17 protein-coding genes are annotated in these 16,802 nt (G+C 64.3%); 14 read left to right on the top strand and 3 right to left on the bottom strand.

Features of this window, described 5'->3' with window-relative positions:
• Positions 1 to 21 precede the first annotated feature (21 nt).
• The 7 genes from LNV23_RS06305 (at position 22) to queE (ending at position 8,965) form a co-directional block, all read left to right on the top strand.
• Entirely contained in the window at positions 22 to 300 is a 279-nt protein-coding gene (locus LNV23_RS06305; protein WP_263562194.1) for a hypothetical protein, read from the top strand.
• A 51-nt stretch (positions 301 to 351) separates the two neighbouring features.
• Positions 352 to 780 (top strand): PaaI family thioesterase, encoded by a 429-nt coding sequence (locus LNV23_RS06300; RefSeq protein WP_263562193.1) that lies wholly within the window; start codon positions 352 to 354, stop codon positions 778 to 780.
• 193 nt (positions 781 to 973) lie between these two features.
• Entirely contained in the window at positions 974 to 3,133 is a 2,160-nt protein-coding gene (locus tag LNV23_RS06295) for a tetratricopeptide repeat-containing diguanylate cyclase (protein WP_263562192.1), read from the top strand.
• Complete coding sequence (locus LNV23_RS06290; protein ID WP_263562191.1) at positions 3,130 to 5,220, top strand: GGDEF domain-containing protein; 2,091 nt, start codon at positions 3,130 to 3,132, stop codon at positions 5,218 to 5,220. The genes LNV23_RS06295 and LNV23_RS06290 overlap by 4 nt, the downstream gene beginning before the upstream one ends.
• A 36-nt stretch (positions 5,221 to 5,256) precedes the next feature.
• A complete protein-coding gene (locus LNV23_RS06285) occupies positions 5,257 to 6,936 on the top strand; it encodes a SulP family inorganic anion transporter (RefSeq protein ID WP_263562190.1) in 1,680 nt (559 codons plus the stop codon).
• Between the two features lie 252 nt (positions 6,937 to 7,188).
• Positions 7,189 to 8,295 carry a 6-carboxytetrahydropterin synthase gene (locus tag LNV23_RS06280; protein ID WP_263515932.1) on the top strand — a complete coding sequence of 369 codons (1,107 nt, stop codon included), beginning with the start codon at positions 7,189 to 7,191 and terminating at the stop codon, positions 8,293 to 8,295.
• 34 nt (positions 8,296 to 8,329) lie between these two features.
• Positions 8,330 to 8,965, top strand: a complete 636-nt coding sequence (gene queE / locus LNV23_RS06275) for a 7-carboxy-7-deazaguanine synthase (RefSeq protein ID WP_263562189.1) — start codon at positions 8,330 to 8,332, stop codon at positions 8,963 to 8,965.
• A 103-nt stretch (positions 8,966 to 9,068) separates the two neighbouring features.
• On the opposite strand, the gene LNV23_RS06270 is transcribed toward queE, so the two are convergent.
• On the bottom strand, positions 9,069 to 10,217 hold the full coding sequence (locus tag LNV23_RS06270; protein WP_263562188.1) for an SGNH/GDSL hydrolase family protein: 1,149 nt from the start codon (positions 10,215 to 10,217) through the stop codon (positions 9,069 to 9,071).
• Positions 10,218 to 10,750: 533 nt separating this feature from the next.
• Here LNV23_RS06270 and LNV23_RS06265 point away from each other — a divergent pair.
• The 6 genes from LNV23_RS06265 to LNV23_RS06240 all read left to right on the top strand — a co-directional run bounded on the left by LNV23_RS06265 (position 10,751) and on the right by LNV23_RS06240 (position 13,930).
• Positions 10,751 to 11,065, top strand: coding sequence for a nucleotide pyrophosphohydrolase (locus tag LNV23_RS06265; RefSeq protein WP_263515929.1), 315 nt, complete (start codon positions 10,751 to 10,753; stop codon positions 11,063 to 11,065).
• Between the two features lie 57 nt (positions 11,066 to 11,122).
• Positions 11,123 to 11,782 (top strand): 3'-5' exonuclease, encoded by a 660-nt coding sequence (locus tag LNV23_RS06260; protein WP_263515928.1) that lies wholly within the window; start codon positions 11,123 to 11,125, stop codon positions 11,780 to 11,782.
• Between the two features lie 176 nt (positions 11,783 to 11,958).
• Complete coding sequence (locus tag LNV23_RS06255; protein WP_263515927.1) at positions 11,959 to 12,477, top strand: GNAT family N-acetyltransferase; 519 nt, start codon at positions 11,959 to 11,961, stop codon at positions 12,475 to 12,477.
• A 219-nt stretch (positions 12,478 to 12,696) separates the two neighbouring features.
• Positions 12,697 to 13,218, top strand: a complete 522-nt coding sequence (locus tag LNV23_RS06250) for an AbrB/MazE/SpoVT family DNA-binding domain-containing protein (RefSeq protein WP_263562187.1) — start codon at positions 12,697 to 12,699, stop codon at positions 13,216 to 13,218.
• 11 nt (positions 13,219 to 13,229) lie between these two features.
• On the top strand, positions 13,230 to 13,685 hold the full coding sequence (locus LNV23_RS06245; RefSeq protein WP_263562186.1) for a hypothetical protein: 456 nt from the start codon (positions 13,230 to 13,232) through the stop codon (positions 13,683 to 13,685).
• Positions 13,686 to 13,708: 23 nt separating this feature from the next.
• Positions 13,709 to 13,930 carry a hypothetical protein gene (locus LNV23_RS06240; RefSeq protein ID WP_263562185.1) on the top strand — a complete coding sequence of 74 codons (222 nt, stop codon included), beginning with the start codon at positions 13,709 to 13,711 and terminating at the stop codon, positions 13,928 to 13,930.
• Positions 13,931 to 13,939: 9 nt separating this feature from the next.
• Here LNV23_RS06240 and LNV23_RS06235 read toward each other — a convergent pair whose 3' ends face one another.
• Positions 13,940 to 15,058 (bottom strand): hypothetical protein, encoded by a 1,119-nt coding sequence (locus LNV23_RS06235; protein ID WP_263562184.1) that lies wholly within the window; start codon positions 15,056 to 15,058, stop codon positions 13,940 to 13,942.
• Positions 15,059 to 15,102: 44 nt separating this feature from the next.
• Here LNV23_RS06235 and LNV23_RS06230 point away from each other — a divergent pair, with 44 nt between their 5' ends.
• Entirely contained in the window at positions 15,103 to 16,143 is a 1,041-nt protein-coding gene (locus LNV23_RS06230) for a helix-turn-helix transcriptional regulator (RefSeq protein ID WP_263562183.1), read from the top strand.
• Positions 16,144 to 16,156: 13 nt separating this feature from the next.
• Here LNV23_RS06230 and LNV23_RS06225 read toward each other — a convergent pair whose 3' ends face one another.
• The gene (locus tag LNV23_RS06225) at positions 16,157 to 16,738 is read right to left on the bottom strand and encodes a cob(I)yrinic acid a,c-diamide adenosyltransferase (RefSeq protein ID WP_263562182.1); all 582 of its coding nucleotides are present in this window, start codon (positions 16,736 to 16,738) and stop codon (positions 16,157 to 16,159) included.
• Between the last annotated feature and the right edge of the window lie 64 nt (positions 16,739 to 16,802).

Below are 16,802 nucleotides of genomic sequence, written 5' to 3'. Positions count from 1 at the left end.
CTAACAGAACCGATCAGCGTCATGCTGTACGTCCTTGCACTGGGTACACCCGCTTTGCTCGCCCTGTTCCTACTCTGGCGGCTGCGCAACTTTCTGCTAGCCGCCAGCTGCCTGCTGCTTGCCGTGATCCCGCCCTGGGCCTGGATCACTCTGCAGTGCCAGCTGACGGCGACTGAACAGGCTTGCATCTGGGAGAAAGCCACTTTGCCGGCCGGGATGACGCTCGCCGCAGTCGTCGTGGCACCCCTGCTCTACTTGGCGGCCAGTGGCGTGATGACCTTGAGGCAGCGCTGGCGCTGAATCCTGCCGCTACAGTAAAGCGCATCATCAGCGCTTCCCATTGCCATGCCCATGAGTCCAGAAATCGAACAACGCATCGCCCGTAGTTTCGAAGCCCAGGGCCTGATGGCCACGCTGGGCGCGCGCCTGGCCTGGGTCGGCGATGGGGAAGTGCACATCGCCATGCCCAACTCGCCCCAGGTCTCGCAACAACATGGCTATGTCCATGCCGGCGCGGTCACCAGCCTCGTCGACAGCGCCTGCGGCTATGCCGCGCTGAGTCGGGCGACGCCGGAGTTTGAGGTGGTATCGGCTGAATTCAAGATCAATCTGATGCGGCCGGCCATCGGCACGCATTTCCTGGCCGTGGGCAAGGTGCAGAACGCCGGCCGCCTGCTGACGGTGTGCAGCGGCGAGGTGCGCGCCTTCCTGAGCGAGGAGGCCAGCGAGTACAAGGTGGTGGCCTTGATGCAGGCGACCATGGTGCTGGTGCGCGCCTGAGGCGCTTGGGCAGCCAAGGCAGCGAACCCGGGGAAATCAGCACTTGTGGGGCGGGTCCGCCTCACTACACTGCCGCCTGCGCGTCCGCCGCGACGCCCCGGCCTGCCAAGGAAGTCGCGCTTGCGCCCGCCGATCCGCTCACCATCCTGAGCCCGCCCTCAACTCCACCCCTTCCGTGCCGATACCGCCGTCCATGAGCCGAGCACCCGCTGTCACGCGCGCTGCAACTGCGCCCGGGCGGCGCCGTGCGCGCGCTTGCCTGCTTGAAAGCGTGCGCGTCGGCCTGCTGCTGAGCCTGCTCGGCCTGAGTGCCTGCCAGCCGGCCGGGCCCGGAACCAATTCAGCCGACTCGGCCGAGCCAGCCCAGGTGGCCGCTGCAGCCGGCGGTGGAGCCCTGGAGGAAGAACTCAAGCAGCCCATCTGGCAAGAGCTGGAGCGCATCGAACGCGAGGGCCGAAGCCACCCGGCGGCCAGCGAACACGCACTGCACGAGCTGCAGCCGCGCACGGCGCCGGGCAGCCTGGCTCGCGTGCAACTGCTGGCACAGCGCGGCTATCTGGCCACCGAGATGCGCAATGCGGGACTGACCGCCAGCATCCTCAAGGACCTCGAGGAATGGCCGGCCGAGGCCAGCCGCCGCGCCGCCCATCTCGCCCTGCTCTATGTGCGCGCCAGGCAGCAGCGTTTCGCCGACGAGCTGCGCCAGGCCGAGCGGACCATGGCGCCTCTGGCCGGCTACAGCGTGCGCGAGACCGGGCCGCGCCTGCTGCTGCGCTGCCATGACTTCATGGCCTATTTGCTGGCCGAAACCGGTCAGGTCGATGACGCCATCGCCAGTGCCAACGAAGCCCTGCGCTTGGCCGACGGCATGGGCCAGCATTGGCGGCGCGCCCAGGTGATGAGCAATCTCGCCTTCATCTACCACCAGGCCCAGCAGCTGGAGTTGGCGCAGCAGTTCAGCGATCAATCCCAGGCCGAAGTCAATTTGGACCCGAGCCCATCCCTGCTCTACGACGTCCACACCACGCGCGGCATCATCCTGCAAACCCAGGGGCTGGTGGAGCAGGCACAGCAAGCCAAGCAAGCCGCCCTGGACGCGGCCCGGCAGAGTGGCTCGGACGCCCTCATCGCCCTGGCCTTGGGAAATTTCGCCGATTTCCACCTCAACCAGGGCAACTACCCGCAGGCCCTGAAGTTTTCCGAGCAGGCCCTGGCCCTGGCCATTGCCAGCCAGAACATCGATTACGAACTGCTGTCACGCCACAACCGCGGCATTGCCAAAATCGGTCTGAAGCGGATCGAAGAAGGCAAACGCGAAGTGCTGGAGGCGCTGGCCCGCGACGAGCAGCGCGGGGCCGACACCACTGCGGCCAGCGCCTGGCTGGAACTGGGCATGCATCTCGAACGCGCCGGAGACCTGCCGGCCGCCGTGGACGCCTTCCACCAGCACCGCCGCCGCATCGACCAGGTGCTGCGCAATGAAACCCGCAAAGCCTTGCTGGAAAGCCAGGAAAGCTATGAAGACGAGCGCCGCGCCAAAGAGATTGAGCTGCTCAACCGCGGCAACAGCCTGAAACAAGAGCAGCTGCGCGCGCGCGATCTGCAACTTTGGCTATGGGCCGCCTTGGGCGGCTGCATCGTGCTCTCGGCCGTGTTGCTGGGTCTGGCCTATCAGCGCATTCGCCGCACCAACCAGGCCCTGGCACACAGCAATGCCGCGCTCAAGACGGCCAGCGAACGCGACCCCTTGACCGGCCTGGCCAACCGCCGCCATTTCCAGGCCGCCATCAAACGCCTGGCTGAACACGGCCGAATCAGTGGCAGCCTGTTCCTGATTGACATCGACCACTTCAAACGCATCAACGACCGCCACGGCCATGCCGCCGGCGACAGCGTGCTGATCGAGATCGCACAGCGCCTGCGCGCCTGCTTGCGCGACGAAGACCTGCTGGTGCGCTGGGGCGGCGAGGAATTCCTGATCCTCATCAACACCCGTGAGGCCAGCTATGCCAGCGCCCTGGCCCAACGCCTCTTGGACCAGATCGCCTGGCCTGTGGTCAATCACGGCATGCAAGGAATTCCGGTGACGGCATCGCTCGGCTTCGCCAGCTTCCCCATAGCCCCGCATGAGCTGGCTCTGGGCTGGGAGCGCGCCATCGATCTGGTGGACACGGCCATGTATCTGGCCAAGGCCCATGGCCGCAACAAGGCCTACGGCATTGCCTCTGTGGCCGCAGTCGATGATGCGCAGCTGCAATCGCTGACGGCCGATATGGAAGCCTCCTGGCAGGCCGGACAGCTGGAGCTGATCACCTTGCATGGCCCAGCCCGTTTCGAGGACAGCCGGCAATGAGCAGGGTCCGCCGCTTGCGCTCGCGTTATCTCTGGGTCTTGCTGGGATGCAGCCTGGGCCTGCCCGCGCCGGCCCAGGTCCAAGCAACAATATCGAGCCCTAGATCGGCTCAAGCTGAGGCCCTGGCCGCCCAGCTCGATCAGTTGGTTCGGCACGACCAGGGCCAGGCGAACCATCAGCCTGGCACCCTCGGTTCCCTCAAGACGCTGCAAGCCTGGCGCCAGGCGGCGGCCACCGACGGCGTGCTCGACGAACGGGCTCGCGCGGACTTTGATCTGGCCGAGGCTCGCCTGCTGCTGGCCCGTGGCGACAGCGAGGCCGCGCTGCGCCTGGCCGAGCGTCTGGCCGCCCAGCCGGGGCATCAAGCTCTGAGCCTCTTGCTCCGCGCCGAGCAGGCGGCACGCCAGGGCAGGCTGCAAGCCGCCGCCGACTGGGCGAGCCAGGCCTGGCTGATCCTGGAGGCGAACTGCCCCGAGGAAGGCTTGAAAGCGGTCATACAACAAGGCCACTGCGACTACCGCAGCAGCTGGTCGGCGCTGCGTCTGCTGGCGCGCCAGCGCGCGGCCGAAGGTGCGCATTCGCTGGCCGAGGTGCACCTGCGCCGCTCCCTGGACTTGGCGCAGGCCGGCATTGACTCGGAACGCAGCGCCTTGAGCATGGCCAGCTTGGCCCAGGTACACCAGTCGCTGAGCCAGACCGAGCAAAGCCGGCGCTGGCTGACTCTGGCCCTGCAGACGGCGCAGGGGGATGCGCAGACCCTGGGACAGATCAAGGTCATCGAGGCCACCATGGCTGCCCGCAACAGCGATCTGCGGGCGCAGCGCCAGGCCCTCGATGAAGGCCTGCAAATTGCCCGGGCCACCGGCAATCGCCTGTTGCTGGCGCAGATGCACATCGGCTTGATTGATTTCTATATGCAGCAGAAGCAGCCCCTGCGCGCCCTGCAGGCGGCCGGGCCGGCATTGGACTGGCTGGCGCACCAACCCGATGCACGAATCGAACGCGCCCTGCGCAACAACTTGGCCGTGGCGCGCATCCAGCTGCACCAATTCGAGCGCGCGCGCCAGGAACTGGCGCGGCTGCGTGAGCTGAACCAAGGGCATACCGAGCTGGTCGAACAGTCCGTGGAATTGCGCGAGCAGGGCGAAGCCTGGGCCGCGGCCGGCCAGACGCGCGAGGCCATCCTGGCCTATCACGCCGAACGCAAGCTCAATGACCAGCTGACCGCACGCCATCGCGAAAGCTCGCTGCAGCAGCTCAAGCTCAAGTACGACAGCGAGCGCAAGCAACGGGACCTGGCCCTGCTGGTCAGCAAGCAAGCCTTGGTCGACCGCCAGCTCAGCAACCGCCAGCTGGCCAGCCAGGTCGGCTATGCAGTGGCGGCCCTGCTGGGCCTGTCCCTGCTGCTCGCTGCAGTGATGGTGCGCCGAGTACACCTGGCCAACAAGCGGCTCAAGGCCAATGAAGTCTTGCTGCGCGCCCAGAGCGAACGCGACCCGCTGACCGACCTGGCCAACCGCCGGCACTTTCTGGCGGTCATGAACCAGCAAGCCCAGCCCGCCTTCAACGGTGCCCTGCTGATGGTGGACATCGACCATTTCAAGCATGTCAACGACGAACATGGCCATGGCATCGGCGATGTCGTGATCTGTGAAGTGGCACGCCGGCTTTCGCATGCGGTGCGCCAGAACGATCTGGTGGTGCGCTGGGGGGGTGAGGAATTTCTGGTGTTTGCCGCCGACGTCAGCGCCGAACAGCTGTGCGCGCTGGCCGAGCGCATCCTGCACAGTGTGGCCGGCACGCCAGTACAGACCACCGACGGGCCGCTGCGCATCACCGTATCCCTGGGTTTTGCCCGTTTTCCCCTGCCACCGAGCCAGCTTTTGCTGCACTGGGAGCAGGCCGTCAACTGGGCCGATATGGCGCTCTACAGCGCCAAGTCGCGTGGCCGCAATCGAGCCATGGGCATCGAGACGGTTCATGCGCCCAATGCCGAAGCCTTGGCCGCCATAGCGGCCGACTTTGATGCCGCCTGTTCTTCCGAGCGGGTCAGCCTCAAACAGATCCTGGGACCGAGCAGCGCCTGAACCGGCGTCACCGGTACGGCTGAGACAATGCGGACGATGAAGCTTGCCTCGAAGCCATGGATCGCGCAGCGGCTGCTGACGCTGAAGACCTACCGCCGCGATGGCATGCGCAGCGATCTGCTGGCCGCCCTGCTGGTCAGCGTGCTGCTGATTCCCCAAAGCTTGGCCTATGCCATGCTGGCCGGCCTGCCGCCGCAGATCGGCCTCTATGCCAGCCTCCTGCCTCTGTTGGCCTACGCGTTCTGGGGCTCTAGCCCGGTGCTCGGCGTCGGGCCGGTGGCGGTGCTGGCCTTGATGATTGCCCAGGCCCTGAGCGGCCTGCCGGCCGGCGTCAGCCCCTCGGAAGCGGCCCTGGTGCTGGCAGCCGAGGTCGGCCTGATTCTCTTGCTGGCATCGGCCCTGCGCCTGGACGCCCTCGCCTCCTTGCTGTCAGTGCCGGTGCTCCACGGTTTCGAGACCGGCGCCACCCTGACCATCGCCATGAGCCAGTTGCCCGTGCTGCTGGGCAGCCCGGCCCAAGGCTTCGAGCTACCGGGGATGTGGGCATCCATGCGGGCAAGCGGCTTTGCCTGGCATGGCTTGAGCGCGGGCTTTGGCCTGCTGGCCTGTGCCACCTTGCTGGCCGGCCGGCGCTGGCTGCCGAACGGCAGCGCCCGCCTGGTGCCCATGGCCCTGCTGCTGGCGGCCATGGGACTGGCCTGGGCCTTGGACGGTGTCTCGCGCGGCGTCGCCCTGGTGGGCACCTTGCCACCGATGGATCTGCACTTCAGCCTGCCACGGCTGAACGGCGAGCTCTGGTGGCAGTTGGCGCCCAGTGCCTTGCTGATCGCCTTGATCGCCTATGTGTCCAGCCTGGTCGTGGCAGAGGCGCTCGCGCGCCGCCGCGGCGAGAAGGTGCAGGCCGGCGCTGAGCTGCGCGGCCTGGCGGCGGCCAATTTGTGTGCCGCCCTGAGCGGCGGCATGCCGGTAGCGGGCAGCTTCTCGCGCAGCGTGCTGCTTCACGAGGCAGGCAGCCGCAGCCGCGCCAGTGGCGTGTTCGTCGCGCTGTTCATGGGCTTGGCCATGCTGCTGCTGGCCGGCCCCCTGGCCTGGCTTCCCAAGTCCGTGCTGGCAGCAACGATTCTGGTGGCCGTGCTCTCAGGCCTGAAGTTTCAGCCCTTTGTCGAGGCCTGGCGCTATGCGCGGCCGGAAGCCCTGCTGATGGCTGGCGTGAGCGCCATCGTGCTGTGCTGGAGCGTGACGGCTGCGCTGGCGCTCGGGGTGCTGGGTTCCATCGCCTTGCTGCTGCAACGCACGGCCCAGCCCCATGTGGCCTTGATCGGCCGGGTTCCGGGCACCGAGCATTACCGCAATGTCGGCCGTCATGCGGTCGAGTGTCAGCCCGGGGTGCTGGGCCTGCGCATCGATGAAAGCCTCTTGTTCACCAATGCCCGCAGTCTCAGCGATGTGGTGCAAGGTTTGCTGAACCAGGAGCGGCAGGAGGTACACCGGGTCGTGCTGCTGATGTCGCCGGTCAACAGCATCGACTTCAGCGGCCTGGAGGCCTTGCGCGAACTGCACGCGCACTTGAAACGTCAGGGCTTGCGCCTGGATCTGAGTGAGGTCAAGGGGCCGGTTCTGGACCGTCTGCGTGCCGCCGATTGGCAGCAGTGGTTCGAGGGTCAGGTCTTTCTCAGCCACCACCAGGGCATGGTGGCTGGTGAAACAGGGACTTGAGCGCCAGCCTGTGGACAAGGCTGTGGACGAAACTTGAACAAGTCGATGCTTGTCCACAGGCCGGCGGCGATCCGCCAAGTTGTTATCGGTCGAGCCGAAAGTTCAGGGCCAGGCCTCCACAAGCTTTGGAAGCTGCCAAACACTTGTCAGGACTGAGAAAATTGCGCTTGTCCACAGCCAGGGTTCACCCTTACTACGACTACCATTCTTAAAGTTCTAAATCCTTATTGATATTGCAAGGCGAAGTTTTTGATGAACACCGACACCCTGTACTCCGCCTCCTGTGGCTTTGAGTCGGCTTGCCAGATCCCGGCATTGCCCTCGGGCCACCGCAGCCGCGGCCTGCACGGGCACAGCTATTTCGCCACCATCCGGGCTCAACTGCCTGCGGGCTGGGCACCGTTTCCTGGCGCTGAAGTGGAAGAACTGCGGCGCCGGCTGGAAGCCTGCGTGGCGCCGCTGGACCATGCGCTGCTGAACCAGACCATCGAACAGCCAACCGACGAGAACATCGCCCGCTGGATCCGCCAGCGCCTGGAACATGAGTTCGGTGTGCCCGGCATTCAGCAAGTGGGCATCCAGAGCACCCAGCACAGCGGGGTCGATCTGGACGTCAACGGCATGGCCCATGTCTGGCGCCGTTACCGTTTTCAAGCGGCCCACAAGCTGCCCAATGTGCCGATGGGCCACAAATGCGGCCGCATGCATGGCCATGGCTTCGAGGTGATCGTCCATGCCAATCAGGACCTGGGTGAGCGCGACATCAGCATCGATTACGACCATCTGGACGAAGTCTGGGCACCCTTCCATGCCGAGCTGAACTACCACTGCCTGAACGAGATCGAGGGCCTGAGCAACCCGACCAGCGAGGTGATCTCGGCGTGGTTGTGGGCGCGCATGAAGCCGCTGCTGCCCGAGCTGAGCTGGCTGACCGTCTACGAAACCGGCTCTTGCGGTGCCAATTTCGACGGCCAGAACTACCGCATCTGGAAGGAGCTGACCCTGGACAGCGCCATCCAGCTCAAGGCCGCGCCGGCCGACAGCCCGCTGCGTGCCATCCACGGCCACACCTACACCTTGCGCCTGCACCTGAGCGCCGAGCTCGATGCAGTGATGGGCTGGACCGTGGACTTTGGCGATGTGAAGACCTTGTTCGACCCCATCTTCAAGGCCATCGACCACCGGCCGCTTTACGAGATTGCCGATCTGCCCGATGGCGACACCGCCAGCCTGGCAGCCTGGGTGCTGGGCAAGGCTCGCGTCGGCCTGCCTCAGCTGGACCGCGTGGACATGTACGAGACCCGCGGTTGCGGCGCCATCGTCAGTGTGGCCACCGCGGTGGACCTGATCCCGGTTTGAACGTACCCCGACGAGAACAAACCAGCACACACGCATGACTTACGCCGTCAAAGAAATTTTCTACACCTTGCAAGGCGAGGGCGCACAGGCGGGCCGGGCCTCCGTGTTCTGCCGCTTTGCTGGCTGCAACCTCTGGAGCGGTCGCGAGGAAGACCGCGCCCGCGCTGTCTGCAACTTCTGCGACACCGATTTCGTGGGCACCGATGGCCAGGGCGGCGGCAAATTCGCCACGGCCGAGGCCCTGGCCGATGCCATTGCCTCGCGCTGGCCCGCAGACCGGCCTGGAAGGCCTTATGTCGTCTGCACCGGGGGTGAGCCCCTGCTGCAGGTGGATACGCCCCTGATCGAGGCTCTGCACGCGCGCGGTTTCGAGATCGCTGTCGAGACCAACGGCACCCAGCCGGCGCCGGAAGGCCTGGACTGGATTTGCGTCAGCCCCAAGGCCGATGCCGAACTGGTACTGACCCGCGGCCATGAGCTGAAGCTGGTCTATCCCCAGCCGCTGGCGCGGCCCGAACGTTTTGCCGGGCTGGACTTCCAGCATTTCTTCCTGCAGCCGCTGGACAGCGTGCTCAAGACCCAGCACACCCGCGAGGTGGTGGACTACTGCATGCAACACCCGCAGTGGCGCATGTCGGTGCAGATGCACAAGGTCATCGGCATCGAGTGATTCAGCAATGGCCTGGAAGGCATGAAAAAAAGGGAGCCCAGGGCTCCCTTTTTTCTGTACAGCGCCTGCGGGGCTGAAGCGCCCCGCCGCTGGTTTTTTTACTTCACTTCCAGCCCTTGGCAGCCAGGCTGCGGCCGATCAGTTCGGCAATCAGCTGGTGACCATAAGGCGTGGGGTGGAAACCGTCCGAGAAGGCATAGGTCTTCCACCAGTTGGCGCCACCGGTGGCACCAGCCGGGATCGTTGCCGAGAGCGCGCCTGCTGTGCAAGTCGGGAAGGTGTAGGTCGGCAAGCCATCGGCACCGGTGCCGGTCTGCGGGCAGGCCGTGTTCTTGACATTGCTCAGGCCGTACTGGGCCGGGTTGGCAGCTTGGTCGTTGAGGGCGCTGTAGAAGTCGGCCACGGCCACGCGAGCCTGACCGGCAAAACGGGTGTCCAGGCGCTTGTTGAAAGCCGAGATCCAGCTCTTGAACAGTGCCTCGGATTGGGCGCGCGCTGTGGCACCGGCCGTGCCGCCGCCGCTGGCCAGAGCGATGCCGTCCAGCACGCGCTGGAAGCGCGGTGTCACTGTGATGCTGGGCACGTTCAGGATCACCACCTGCTGTGCGCCCTTGTCGAGCACATAGCTCTGGATGCCATCGGCAAACTTGTCGGCCAGGGCTTCCATATAGGTCGCACCACCGGTGGCCATGCCCGCGGCGCCGCCGCTCATGATGGTGGTGACCTGGCTGGCGCTCAGCACCGTGCCGAGCAGCGCGGCGTAGGCCGCGGCCTTGTCGGTGGGGGCTTTCAGATAGGCGCCGACCAGGTCGGCCGCGTCATTGCCACCGCCGTCGATCAAGGCCAGGTCCGAAGCCTTGTAAGGGCCGGACAGGGAGGCTGTGATCATCTGCAAAACGATGCCGCGCGGGTCCGAACCATTGGCCTGGTTGATGACACCGCCGCCGATGGCGTAGTTGCCGCAGCCGGGCTTGCTGTTGGTGGTGAAGGTCGTGCCGGTGAAGGCGTAGAAATTGCAAAGCGTGGTACCGAAGCCGGCAGCAATTCGCTCCGGATAGATCTGCGTTTCAGCGCCTTGCACGGTGAAACGGAAACCGAAGGTGCCCGAGTCGGCCAGGCTGTCACCAAAAACCTTGACGGCCGTGATCTTGGCCGGCGCCGGAGCGTCAGGGATGGAGTCGCCACTACCGCCGCAGGCTGTCAGGGCCAGGCCGACGGCCAGTGGGACGAGGAGTTTTTGAAACTGCTGCATGGAACAACCTTTGTTTGAAGAGTGGCGACAGGGGCCCGACTTGGGCGGCCCATCTTGGGGCTGAGGCGAACTCTAGGCACCAAGATGGTCCCTGAGCCTGCGTGTTTGCCCCAGAACAAGGCCTGATTTGGGCCAGAAACACAGAATTTAGAGTGATTCCTCCAAGAACTTGTCACACGCGGGACATGGGAGCGGCTGACGAGAACTTGTACGCAGTCCTGCTCAGGGCTGTCAAGGTACAAGCTTGTGGATAAAAAAAGGACAAACCATGGCTTATCCACAGCTGAGATCGCTTGGCCCGACTTGTTATCGCTTCGTGTCTGGAAAGAGCAGGGTCGTACCCACATGGTTTGAAGTGAGTTAAGTCTTTGATATCAAAAGTGAAATGTTACTTGTCCACAGAAAAGTAGCCCCTCTACTAAGACTACCAATTTGAAATATTGAAATTGCTATGAATAAGAGAGCGGCCGAGATTTCTTGGAATGTGCACAGCCGGCTCCGGGCATAGCTGGGCCATGCCACACTTGCTCCCCATGGACATCCCAGACCTGCAAAAGCGCTTACGCAGTTTTGCTGCCGAACGTGCTTGGCAGCCTTACCAAACCCCCAAGAACCTCGCCATGGCCATGGTGGTGGAGGCTGCTGAACTGGTCGAGATTTTTCAGTGGATGACGCCCGAGGAATCGCAGCGCATTGCTGAGGACCCGATCAAGCATCAACACCTGGGTGAAGAAATTGCGGATGTCATGCTCTACCTGCTGCAGATCGCCGATCACACCGGTGTCGATATGGCGGTGGCCGTGGAGCGCAAGCTGGCCTTGAATGCGATCAAGCACCCTGTTGCTTGAGGTCTTGACCTTCTGGCTTTTCTTTTTTGTTTCCGCTGCGACGGCAGCCGCCACGCCATGCAGACGATTGCCGTCATCGACTTTGAAACTTCCGGCCTGGGGCCGAGCAGCGGCGGGCGCGCGACCGAGATTGCTGCGGTGCTGGTTCGTGACGGCCGCATCGTCGACAGCTTTCAAAGCTTGATGCACAGCGGCGTCTGGGTCCCGCCCTTCATCGAGCAACTGACAGGCATCAGCAACGCCATGCTGGCCGAAGCGCCGCCGGCCGCGGAGGTCATGCAGGAGCTGGCTCGTTTCACCCATGGCTGCCCCTTGGTGGCGCATAACGCATCGTTTGATCGCGGCTTCTGGCAGGCAGAGATGGCCATGGCCGACTGCGTACCTGATCCAGCCCATGAATTCGTCTGTACCGTGCTTTTGGCCCGCCGCCTCTATCCCGAGGCGCCCAACTGCAAACTCGGCAGCTTGGTACGGCATTTCCAGCTGCCGGACACCGGGCGCGCGCACCGGGCTTTGGCCGACGCCATGAGCACGGCTCATCTGCTGCTTCGCATACAGGCCGACCTTGCCGATCGTTTTGCTGCCGATCTGGGCGCTTGCAGACCCGACCATGGCCTCCTGAGCCGCCTGCAGCGTTGCAGCAAGACGGCCTTGCAGCGAGCGGTGCAAAGCCATGCACGCGAGCATCAAGCAGCGAGTGCCCCGCTTTCAGCCTAGAAAAAATCGCGCTGTCAAGCGCCAGACCCGGCCGCATTGGCAAGCAAAATACCGCCCTTCCGTTTCGTGTTCCCGCGCCTGAGCACTTGTCGCCACGGCCTGTCTCAGGCTCTTGGCCATAGGTTCGGAACTTCGGGAGTGGTTCGTTCTTGGTTTCCTTTTGAGTTCTTCCTTGTATGTCGAGTATTCAGGTTCGCCCCGCCACGCTGCGTGATGCCAAGGGCATTGCAGAAATCCATGTCGCGGCTTGGCAAGACGCCTACAAGGGCTTGCTGCCCGATTCCGTGTTGGATGCCTTGTCCGTGCAGAAGCGCCAGGCCTTCTGGCGCGAAGCCATCGATCTCTGCGAGCCCCAGGTGGTGGTGGCCCATATCGACAACGAGTTGATGGGCTTCGTCGGCTTCGATCGCTCGCGCGACAAGGGCACACCGTCCAGCACTGGCGAGATCTGGGCCATGTATGCCAACCCCATCCATTGGGACAAGGGTGTCGGCCTGGCACTCTGGGACGCTGCACGCGACGGCTTGCAGGAAGAGGGCTGCACCAAGGTCACGCTGTGGAGCTATCTGCGCAATGAGCGCGCCCTGCGTTTCTTTGACCTGGCCGGTTTCAAGCGCGAGCTCGGCAGCGCCAAGACCACTGAGGTCAGCGGCGTGCGTCTGGAAGAGATTCGCCTGCACCGCTCTTTGGTCTGATGGTGAGCGCGCCGCAGCGGCGCGCGACAGCAGGCTCCGGAACAACCAGCCGCCTTCGGGTCGCTGGTTTTTTTTCGCATAAATAGAATGTAAGTAACTTGTTATTAACGATGACTATCCGTTGATGAGTTCGATTCAGTTTTCTTCTTTGATCATGGATCAGATTGCGTGCAAGGACGGGGTAAAGTAATGGCCCCTTACTTTCTGAATTGACGACAAGTGCTGGCCAAGCTGACTTCCAAGAACCAATTGACCTTGCCAAAAAGCGTGACCGAGCCCTTGGGGCCGGTGCAGTACTTCGAAGTGCACACCCAGGCCGGACAAATCATCCTCACGCCCGTACGGATCCAACGAGGCGATGCCCTCCGGGCCAAGTTGGCCGAGCTGGAAATCGACGCCAAAACCATTGAGACCGCCTTGAGCTGGGCCGGGAACAAGCTCGCCCCTGCGGCCAAAAAAACGGCGGTCGCGAAACCGGCGGCAAAAGAGAAAGCGGTGTCGCGAAAAAGCGCGCTTGTAAAAGCACCCGCAAAAGCACGCGCAAAGGCGCCCACGAAAACGGCCGCAAAACCATTGAGTGAAGCCAAGGCCAAGCCCGCCGCGGCGAAGAAGACTGTCAGCAAGGCGTTTGCAAAACCGTCGAGTGGCCGCAAAGCATCAGCAAGCAAGGCCAGAGGCAGCGCAGCCCTGAATGCCCGCCAAGTCTTCGGCCGCAGCAGTGGCAAGGCGGCTGGGCGATGAAGGCGAGGCCGGTGTCTGTCCGCCGGGTGGCCCTGGACTTGCCCGTGTTGCTTCAGGCCTTGCTGTGCAGCGATGCCAAGTCGCAGGCTTTGCGTCAGGCCTGGCAAGGTGCTGACTGTCTGCCCTTGGTCAGCGCCGAGACGGCGCAGTCCCTGATCTCGGCCCTGAGTTTTCCGGGCTTGCAGCTCAGTGGTGCGCAGCAGCAGGAACTGCTGGCTGACTTTCTGCCTTATGCCGAGGTGGTGCAGCCTCTGGTTACGGGGCGGCGGCCGCGCGCGGCATCGCCGAGCTTGCAGCTGGCCTTGTCCGAGCAGGCGCGGGCCAGTACTTGGGTCAGTGATTGCCCGAAGGAGCGTGGCCGTTGCCAGCGCGCCTGGCTCAGGCGTCAGCCGGATGCTGTTCGCAGCCTCAGCAGCGATGAGTTTCTCGCCAGCCTGTCAGCACCTGGACAGGATGTAACGAGTTAGTCTGCTAGGCTCCTCGGTTCACCATGAATCGATTCGATCAAGCATCCACCACCACCGGCATGTGGCGTGTCGTCTTCTACGAGCGCCATGCCAATCGTGTGCGCCTGGACCGGTCTGGGCCCTGGTTGACCAGCAAAAGTCTGGCCCGGCAATGGGCCAGTTGGTTCGGCGAGCGCGGCTATCACGTCGCCTTGCAGGATCAAAGTGGTGAGCTTGAACGCTTGACAGTCGGCTTGCCGGGCTGAGCGCTACGCTCAGTGCAGCTGCGGCCGGATGGCGGCCGTGCAGAAGCCTTGGTGTTCCAGCCCCCAGCCTTCGGTGGCGCTGTCCTTGCAGTGGCTTTGTACCTGCTGGGCGCTCAGCTTTTTGGCGGCCGCACGTTGCACCAGGGCTTCGGCCTGGTTTGGGCTCAGTTGCAGGGCAAACAAGATCCAGCGGCGCTGCAAAAGCGGGTCGGTCCAGGCATCTTCGAGTGCCCAACGGATCTCTTCTTCGCGGTTCAGATGCTGGGCGGCCAGCACGCGGGGTGCCAGGGCCAGGACAAAGCGATTGAAATCGCCGCGCAGCTTGTCGCCTGGCAGCAGGGCTTCGATGCGTGCCAGGCGTTGGCTCCAGCCCGGCGTCGCCAGCTGCCGGGTCACCAGGGCCTGCAAGGCCTGGATGGGGTTGAACAGGCGCAGGCGGTTGGGCGGCAGCACGTGCAGGGGGATGCGGGCGGCCTCCTCGTGGGGCAGGGCGGTGACGAAGCTGCACAGGGTGGCGACCCGTGTCCATTGCTCGGCGTTCAGGCTTGCTGTGCTGTGGATCGGGCCTTGTTGCAGGCTGTGCGCCAGGGCGGTGGCGCTGGCCCAGTTGTGGGCGGCCTTGGCCTGGTTGGCGGATCGACTCAGGGTGACCAAGTTGCCTGCGGCATAGCCGGCATCGTCACGCACCCGGTCAATCGATCGTTGCTGCTCACTGCCGGGCTGATCGTTCAGGCGCAGACGGAGGATCGGGCAGAAGTCGGCGTCGATCTGTTGCAGGAAGTTGGGCGTCAGCTGCACCAGTTCAAAGCTGCGGCCTCGTGTCCAGGCGTGGCTGCGCAAAGCCAGGTAGCGCTGTGTGTGGGCGTGGGCCGGCAAGGTACGTTGCCCAAACGTGGCGGCACCAGCCAGCCAGCCTTGGCGTACCGGTGAGTTGGCATAGAGCAGGGCCACCGGCGGGGTCAGGCCATGGTGGGCATAGTCCCAGCCCAAGGTCTGGCCGTGCACCAGATGGGCCGGCAGCGGCAGCGCCGAGGCGGCCTGGGCCTCGAAGGCCAGGTCTTGCTGCTTGGAAGCTGCGGCCGCTTGTGTCGTGACTGCTGATGCTGAAGTGTTTGCGATCTGTGCCATGAGGATGCTCCGGTTGCCGGTCACCACGATGTTGGAGCGACCTTGTGGCACAGTGTCTGGGCCAGCTGGCTCATAGCGTGAGCCAGTACTTCAATGCGGAGCATGCGGTGGACAGAACCGAGCGTTTTTACAAGATCGAGCTGCTGATTCGCAGCCGCGAGTGCGTCAGCTTTGCCAGTCTGCTCGAGGCCCTGGAGGTGTCACCGGCCACCTTGAAGCGGGACATCCAATATCTGCGCGAGCGCATGGACGCACCGATTGAATATGACCCAGCGGCCAATGGCTACCGTTTCGGCCAGCAGTGGCGCGGTCGCCAGCATGAGCTGCCCGGGGTCTGGTTCAGTGAGAAGGAGCTGCATGCCTTGCTGACCATGCATCAGATGCTGTCCAGTCTCGATGAAGAGGGCATTCTGAGCCGCCATCTTCAGCCCATGTTTGACAAGCTGACCGGCATGCTCGGTGTCGATGCAGCCGAAGCCGCAGCCCTGACCCAGCGCATCAAGCTGATCAGCACGGCCAGGCGGCGTGTGGTGTCGGCCTGCTTCGAGACGGTGGGCAGCGCGGTCGTCAAACGCCAGCGCTTGAGCATCGGCTACCGCAGTCGCGGGCAGGGAGGTCAGCTGCGTCGCCGCCAGGTGTCACCGCAACGCCTGGTTCACTACCGCAACACCTGGTATCTCGATGCCTGGTGTCATGAAAGCGAGGGCCTTCGCCGCTTTGCACTCGATGCCATGGACGGTGTCGAACTGCTGGTGGAGCGCGCCAAGGCCGTGCCGCTGAAGCATCTGGAAGCGGAGCTCGATCAGGGCTACGGGATCTTCGCCGCAGCCCAGGTGCAGCAAGCCCAGCTGGTGTTCAGTGCTGAGGCCGCAGCTTGGGTGAGCAAGGAGGAGTGGCATCCGGCTCAGCGCAGCGAATGGCTGGCCGATGGCCGCTGGCGCCTGGAGCTGCCCTATGCGGACGCCACCGAGCTTCTGATGGACCTGCTGCGTCATGCCGGGCAGGTCGAGGTGCAGGGACCTGCGGCCCTGCGTACAGCCTATGCCAAGCGCCTGCGAGCGGCGGCAGCGGCGCTGTCCGACTGAGCTGCTTTGTCCTTCAGTCTTGGGTGTCGAGGCGGGCCAGACGTTCGCTGTGCCAGTAGACGTCGTCGCCGCCCAGGCCGTCCAGGTTGGCGCGGTTGAGCACCCGTGCCAGCACAAACAGCAGGTCTGACAGCCGGTTCAAGTACTGGCGTGGCGCCGCATTGAGGGTCTCCGAGGCGGCCAGGGTGACCACGGCACGCTCGGCACGGCGGGCCACGGTGCGGCAGACATGGGCGATGGCGGCGCTGCGCGTGCCGGCCGGCAGGATGAATTCCTTCAGCCGGGGCAGGGAGGCGTTGTAGTGGGCCAGGGCCTCGTCCAGGCGCAGCACGGCAGCGTCTTTCAGCAGCTCATAGCCCGGCATGCACAACTCGCCACCGAGGTTGAACAGCTCATGCTGGATGGTCACCAGCAGCTCGCGCACGTCCTCGGTCAGGGGCTCGGCCAGCAGCACGCCAAGGTTGGAGTTCAGCTCGTCCACATCGCCCATGGCCTGCACGCGCAGATGGTTCTTGGGCACGCGGCTGCCGTCACCCAGGCCGGTGCTGCCGTCGTCGCCGGTGCGGGTGGCAATGTTTGAAAGTCGATTGGCCATGGGGCTTGCCGGAACCGGCGCTTGCAGTGAAGAGGCCGGCATCTTGCCCCAGATTCAATGGCCT

It is taken from the genome of Kinneretia sp. DJ1R-11, from assembly GCF_025717595.1.
In the GTDB taxonomy this organism is placed as follows: Bacteria; Pseudomonadota; Gammaproteobacteria; order Burkholderiales; family Burkholderiaceae_C; genus Paucibacter_A.
This window is presented reverse-complemented; position numbering and strand designations above follow the sequence as displayed.

What these genes read in the sequence shown, in the direction of transcription:
- LNV23_RS06295 (WP_263562192.1), top strand. Translation starts at nt 974, where the DNA reads ATGAGCCGAGCACCCGCTGTCACGCGCGCTGCAACTGCGCCCGGGCGG.
- LNV23_RS06305 (WP_263562194.1), top strand. Translation starts at nt 22, where the DNA reads ATGCTGTACGTCCTTGCACTGGGTACACCCGCTTTGCTCGCCCTGTTC.
- LNV23_RS06240 (WP_263562185.1), top strand. Translation starts at nt 13,709, where the DNA reads ATGAATCGATTCGATCAAGCATCCACCACCACCGGCATGTGGCGTGTC.
- queE (WP_263562189.1), top strand. Translation starts at nt 8,330, where the DNA reads ATGACTTACGCCGTCAAAGAAATTTTCTACACCTTGCAAGGCGAGGGC.
- LNV23_RS06300 (WP_263562193.1), top strand. Translation starts at nt 352, where the DNA reads ATGAGTCCAGAAATCGAACAACGCATCGCCCGTAGTTTCGAAGCCCAG.
- LNV23_RS06235 (WP_263562184.1), bottom strand. Translation starts at nt 15,058, where the DNA reads ATGGCACAGATCGCAAACACTTCAGCATCAGCAGTCACGACACAAGCG.
- LNV23_RS06255 (WP_263515927.1), top strand. Translation starts at nt 11,959, where the DNA reads ATGTCGAGTATTCAGGTTCGCCCCGCCACGCTGCGTGATGCCAAGGGC.
- LNV23_RS06290 (WP_263562191.1), top strand. Translation starts at nt 3,130, where the DNA reads ATGAGCAGGGTCCGCCGCTTGCGCTCGCGTTATCTCTGGGTCTTGCTG.
- LNV23_RS06260 (WP_263515928.1), top strand. Translation starts at nt 11,123, where the DNA reads ATGCAGACGATTGCCGTCATCGACTTTGAAACTTCCGGCCTGGGGCCG.
- LNV23_RS06280 (WP_263515932.1), top strand. Translation starts at nt 7,189, where the DNA reads ATGAACACCGACACCCTGTACTCCGCCTCCTGTGGCTTTGAGTCGGCT.
- LNV23_RS06265 (WP_263515929.1), top strand. Translation starts at nt 10,751, where the DNA reads ATGGACATCCCAGACCTGCAAAAGCGCTTACGCAGTTTTGCTGCCGAA.
- LNV23_RS06270 (WP_263562188.1), bottom strand. Translation starts at nt 10,217, where the DNA reads ATGCAGCAGTTTCAAAAACTCCTCGTCCCACTGGCCGTCGGCCTGGCC.
- LNV23_RS06225 (WP_263562182.1), bottom strand. Translation starts at nt 16,738, where the DNA reads ATGGCCAATCGACTTTCAAACATTGCCACCCGCACCGGCGACGACGGC.
- LNV23_RS06285 (WP_263562190.1), top strand. Translation starts at nt 5,257, where the DNA reads ATGAAGCTTGCCTCGAAGCCATGGATCGCGCAGCGGCTGCTGACGCTG.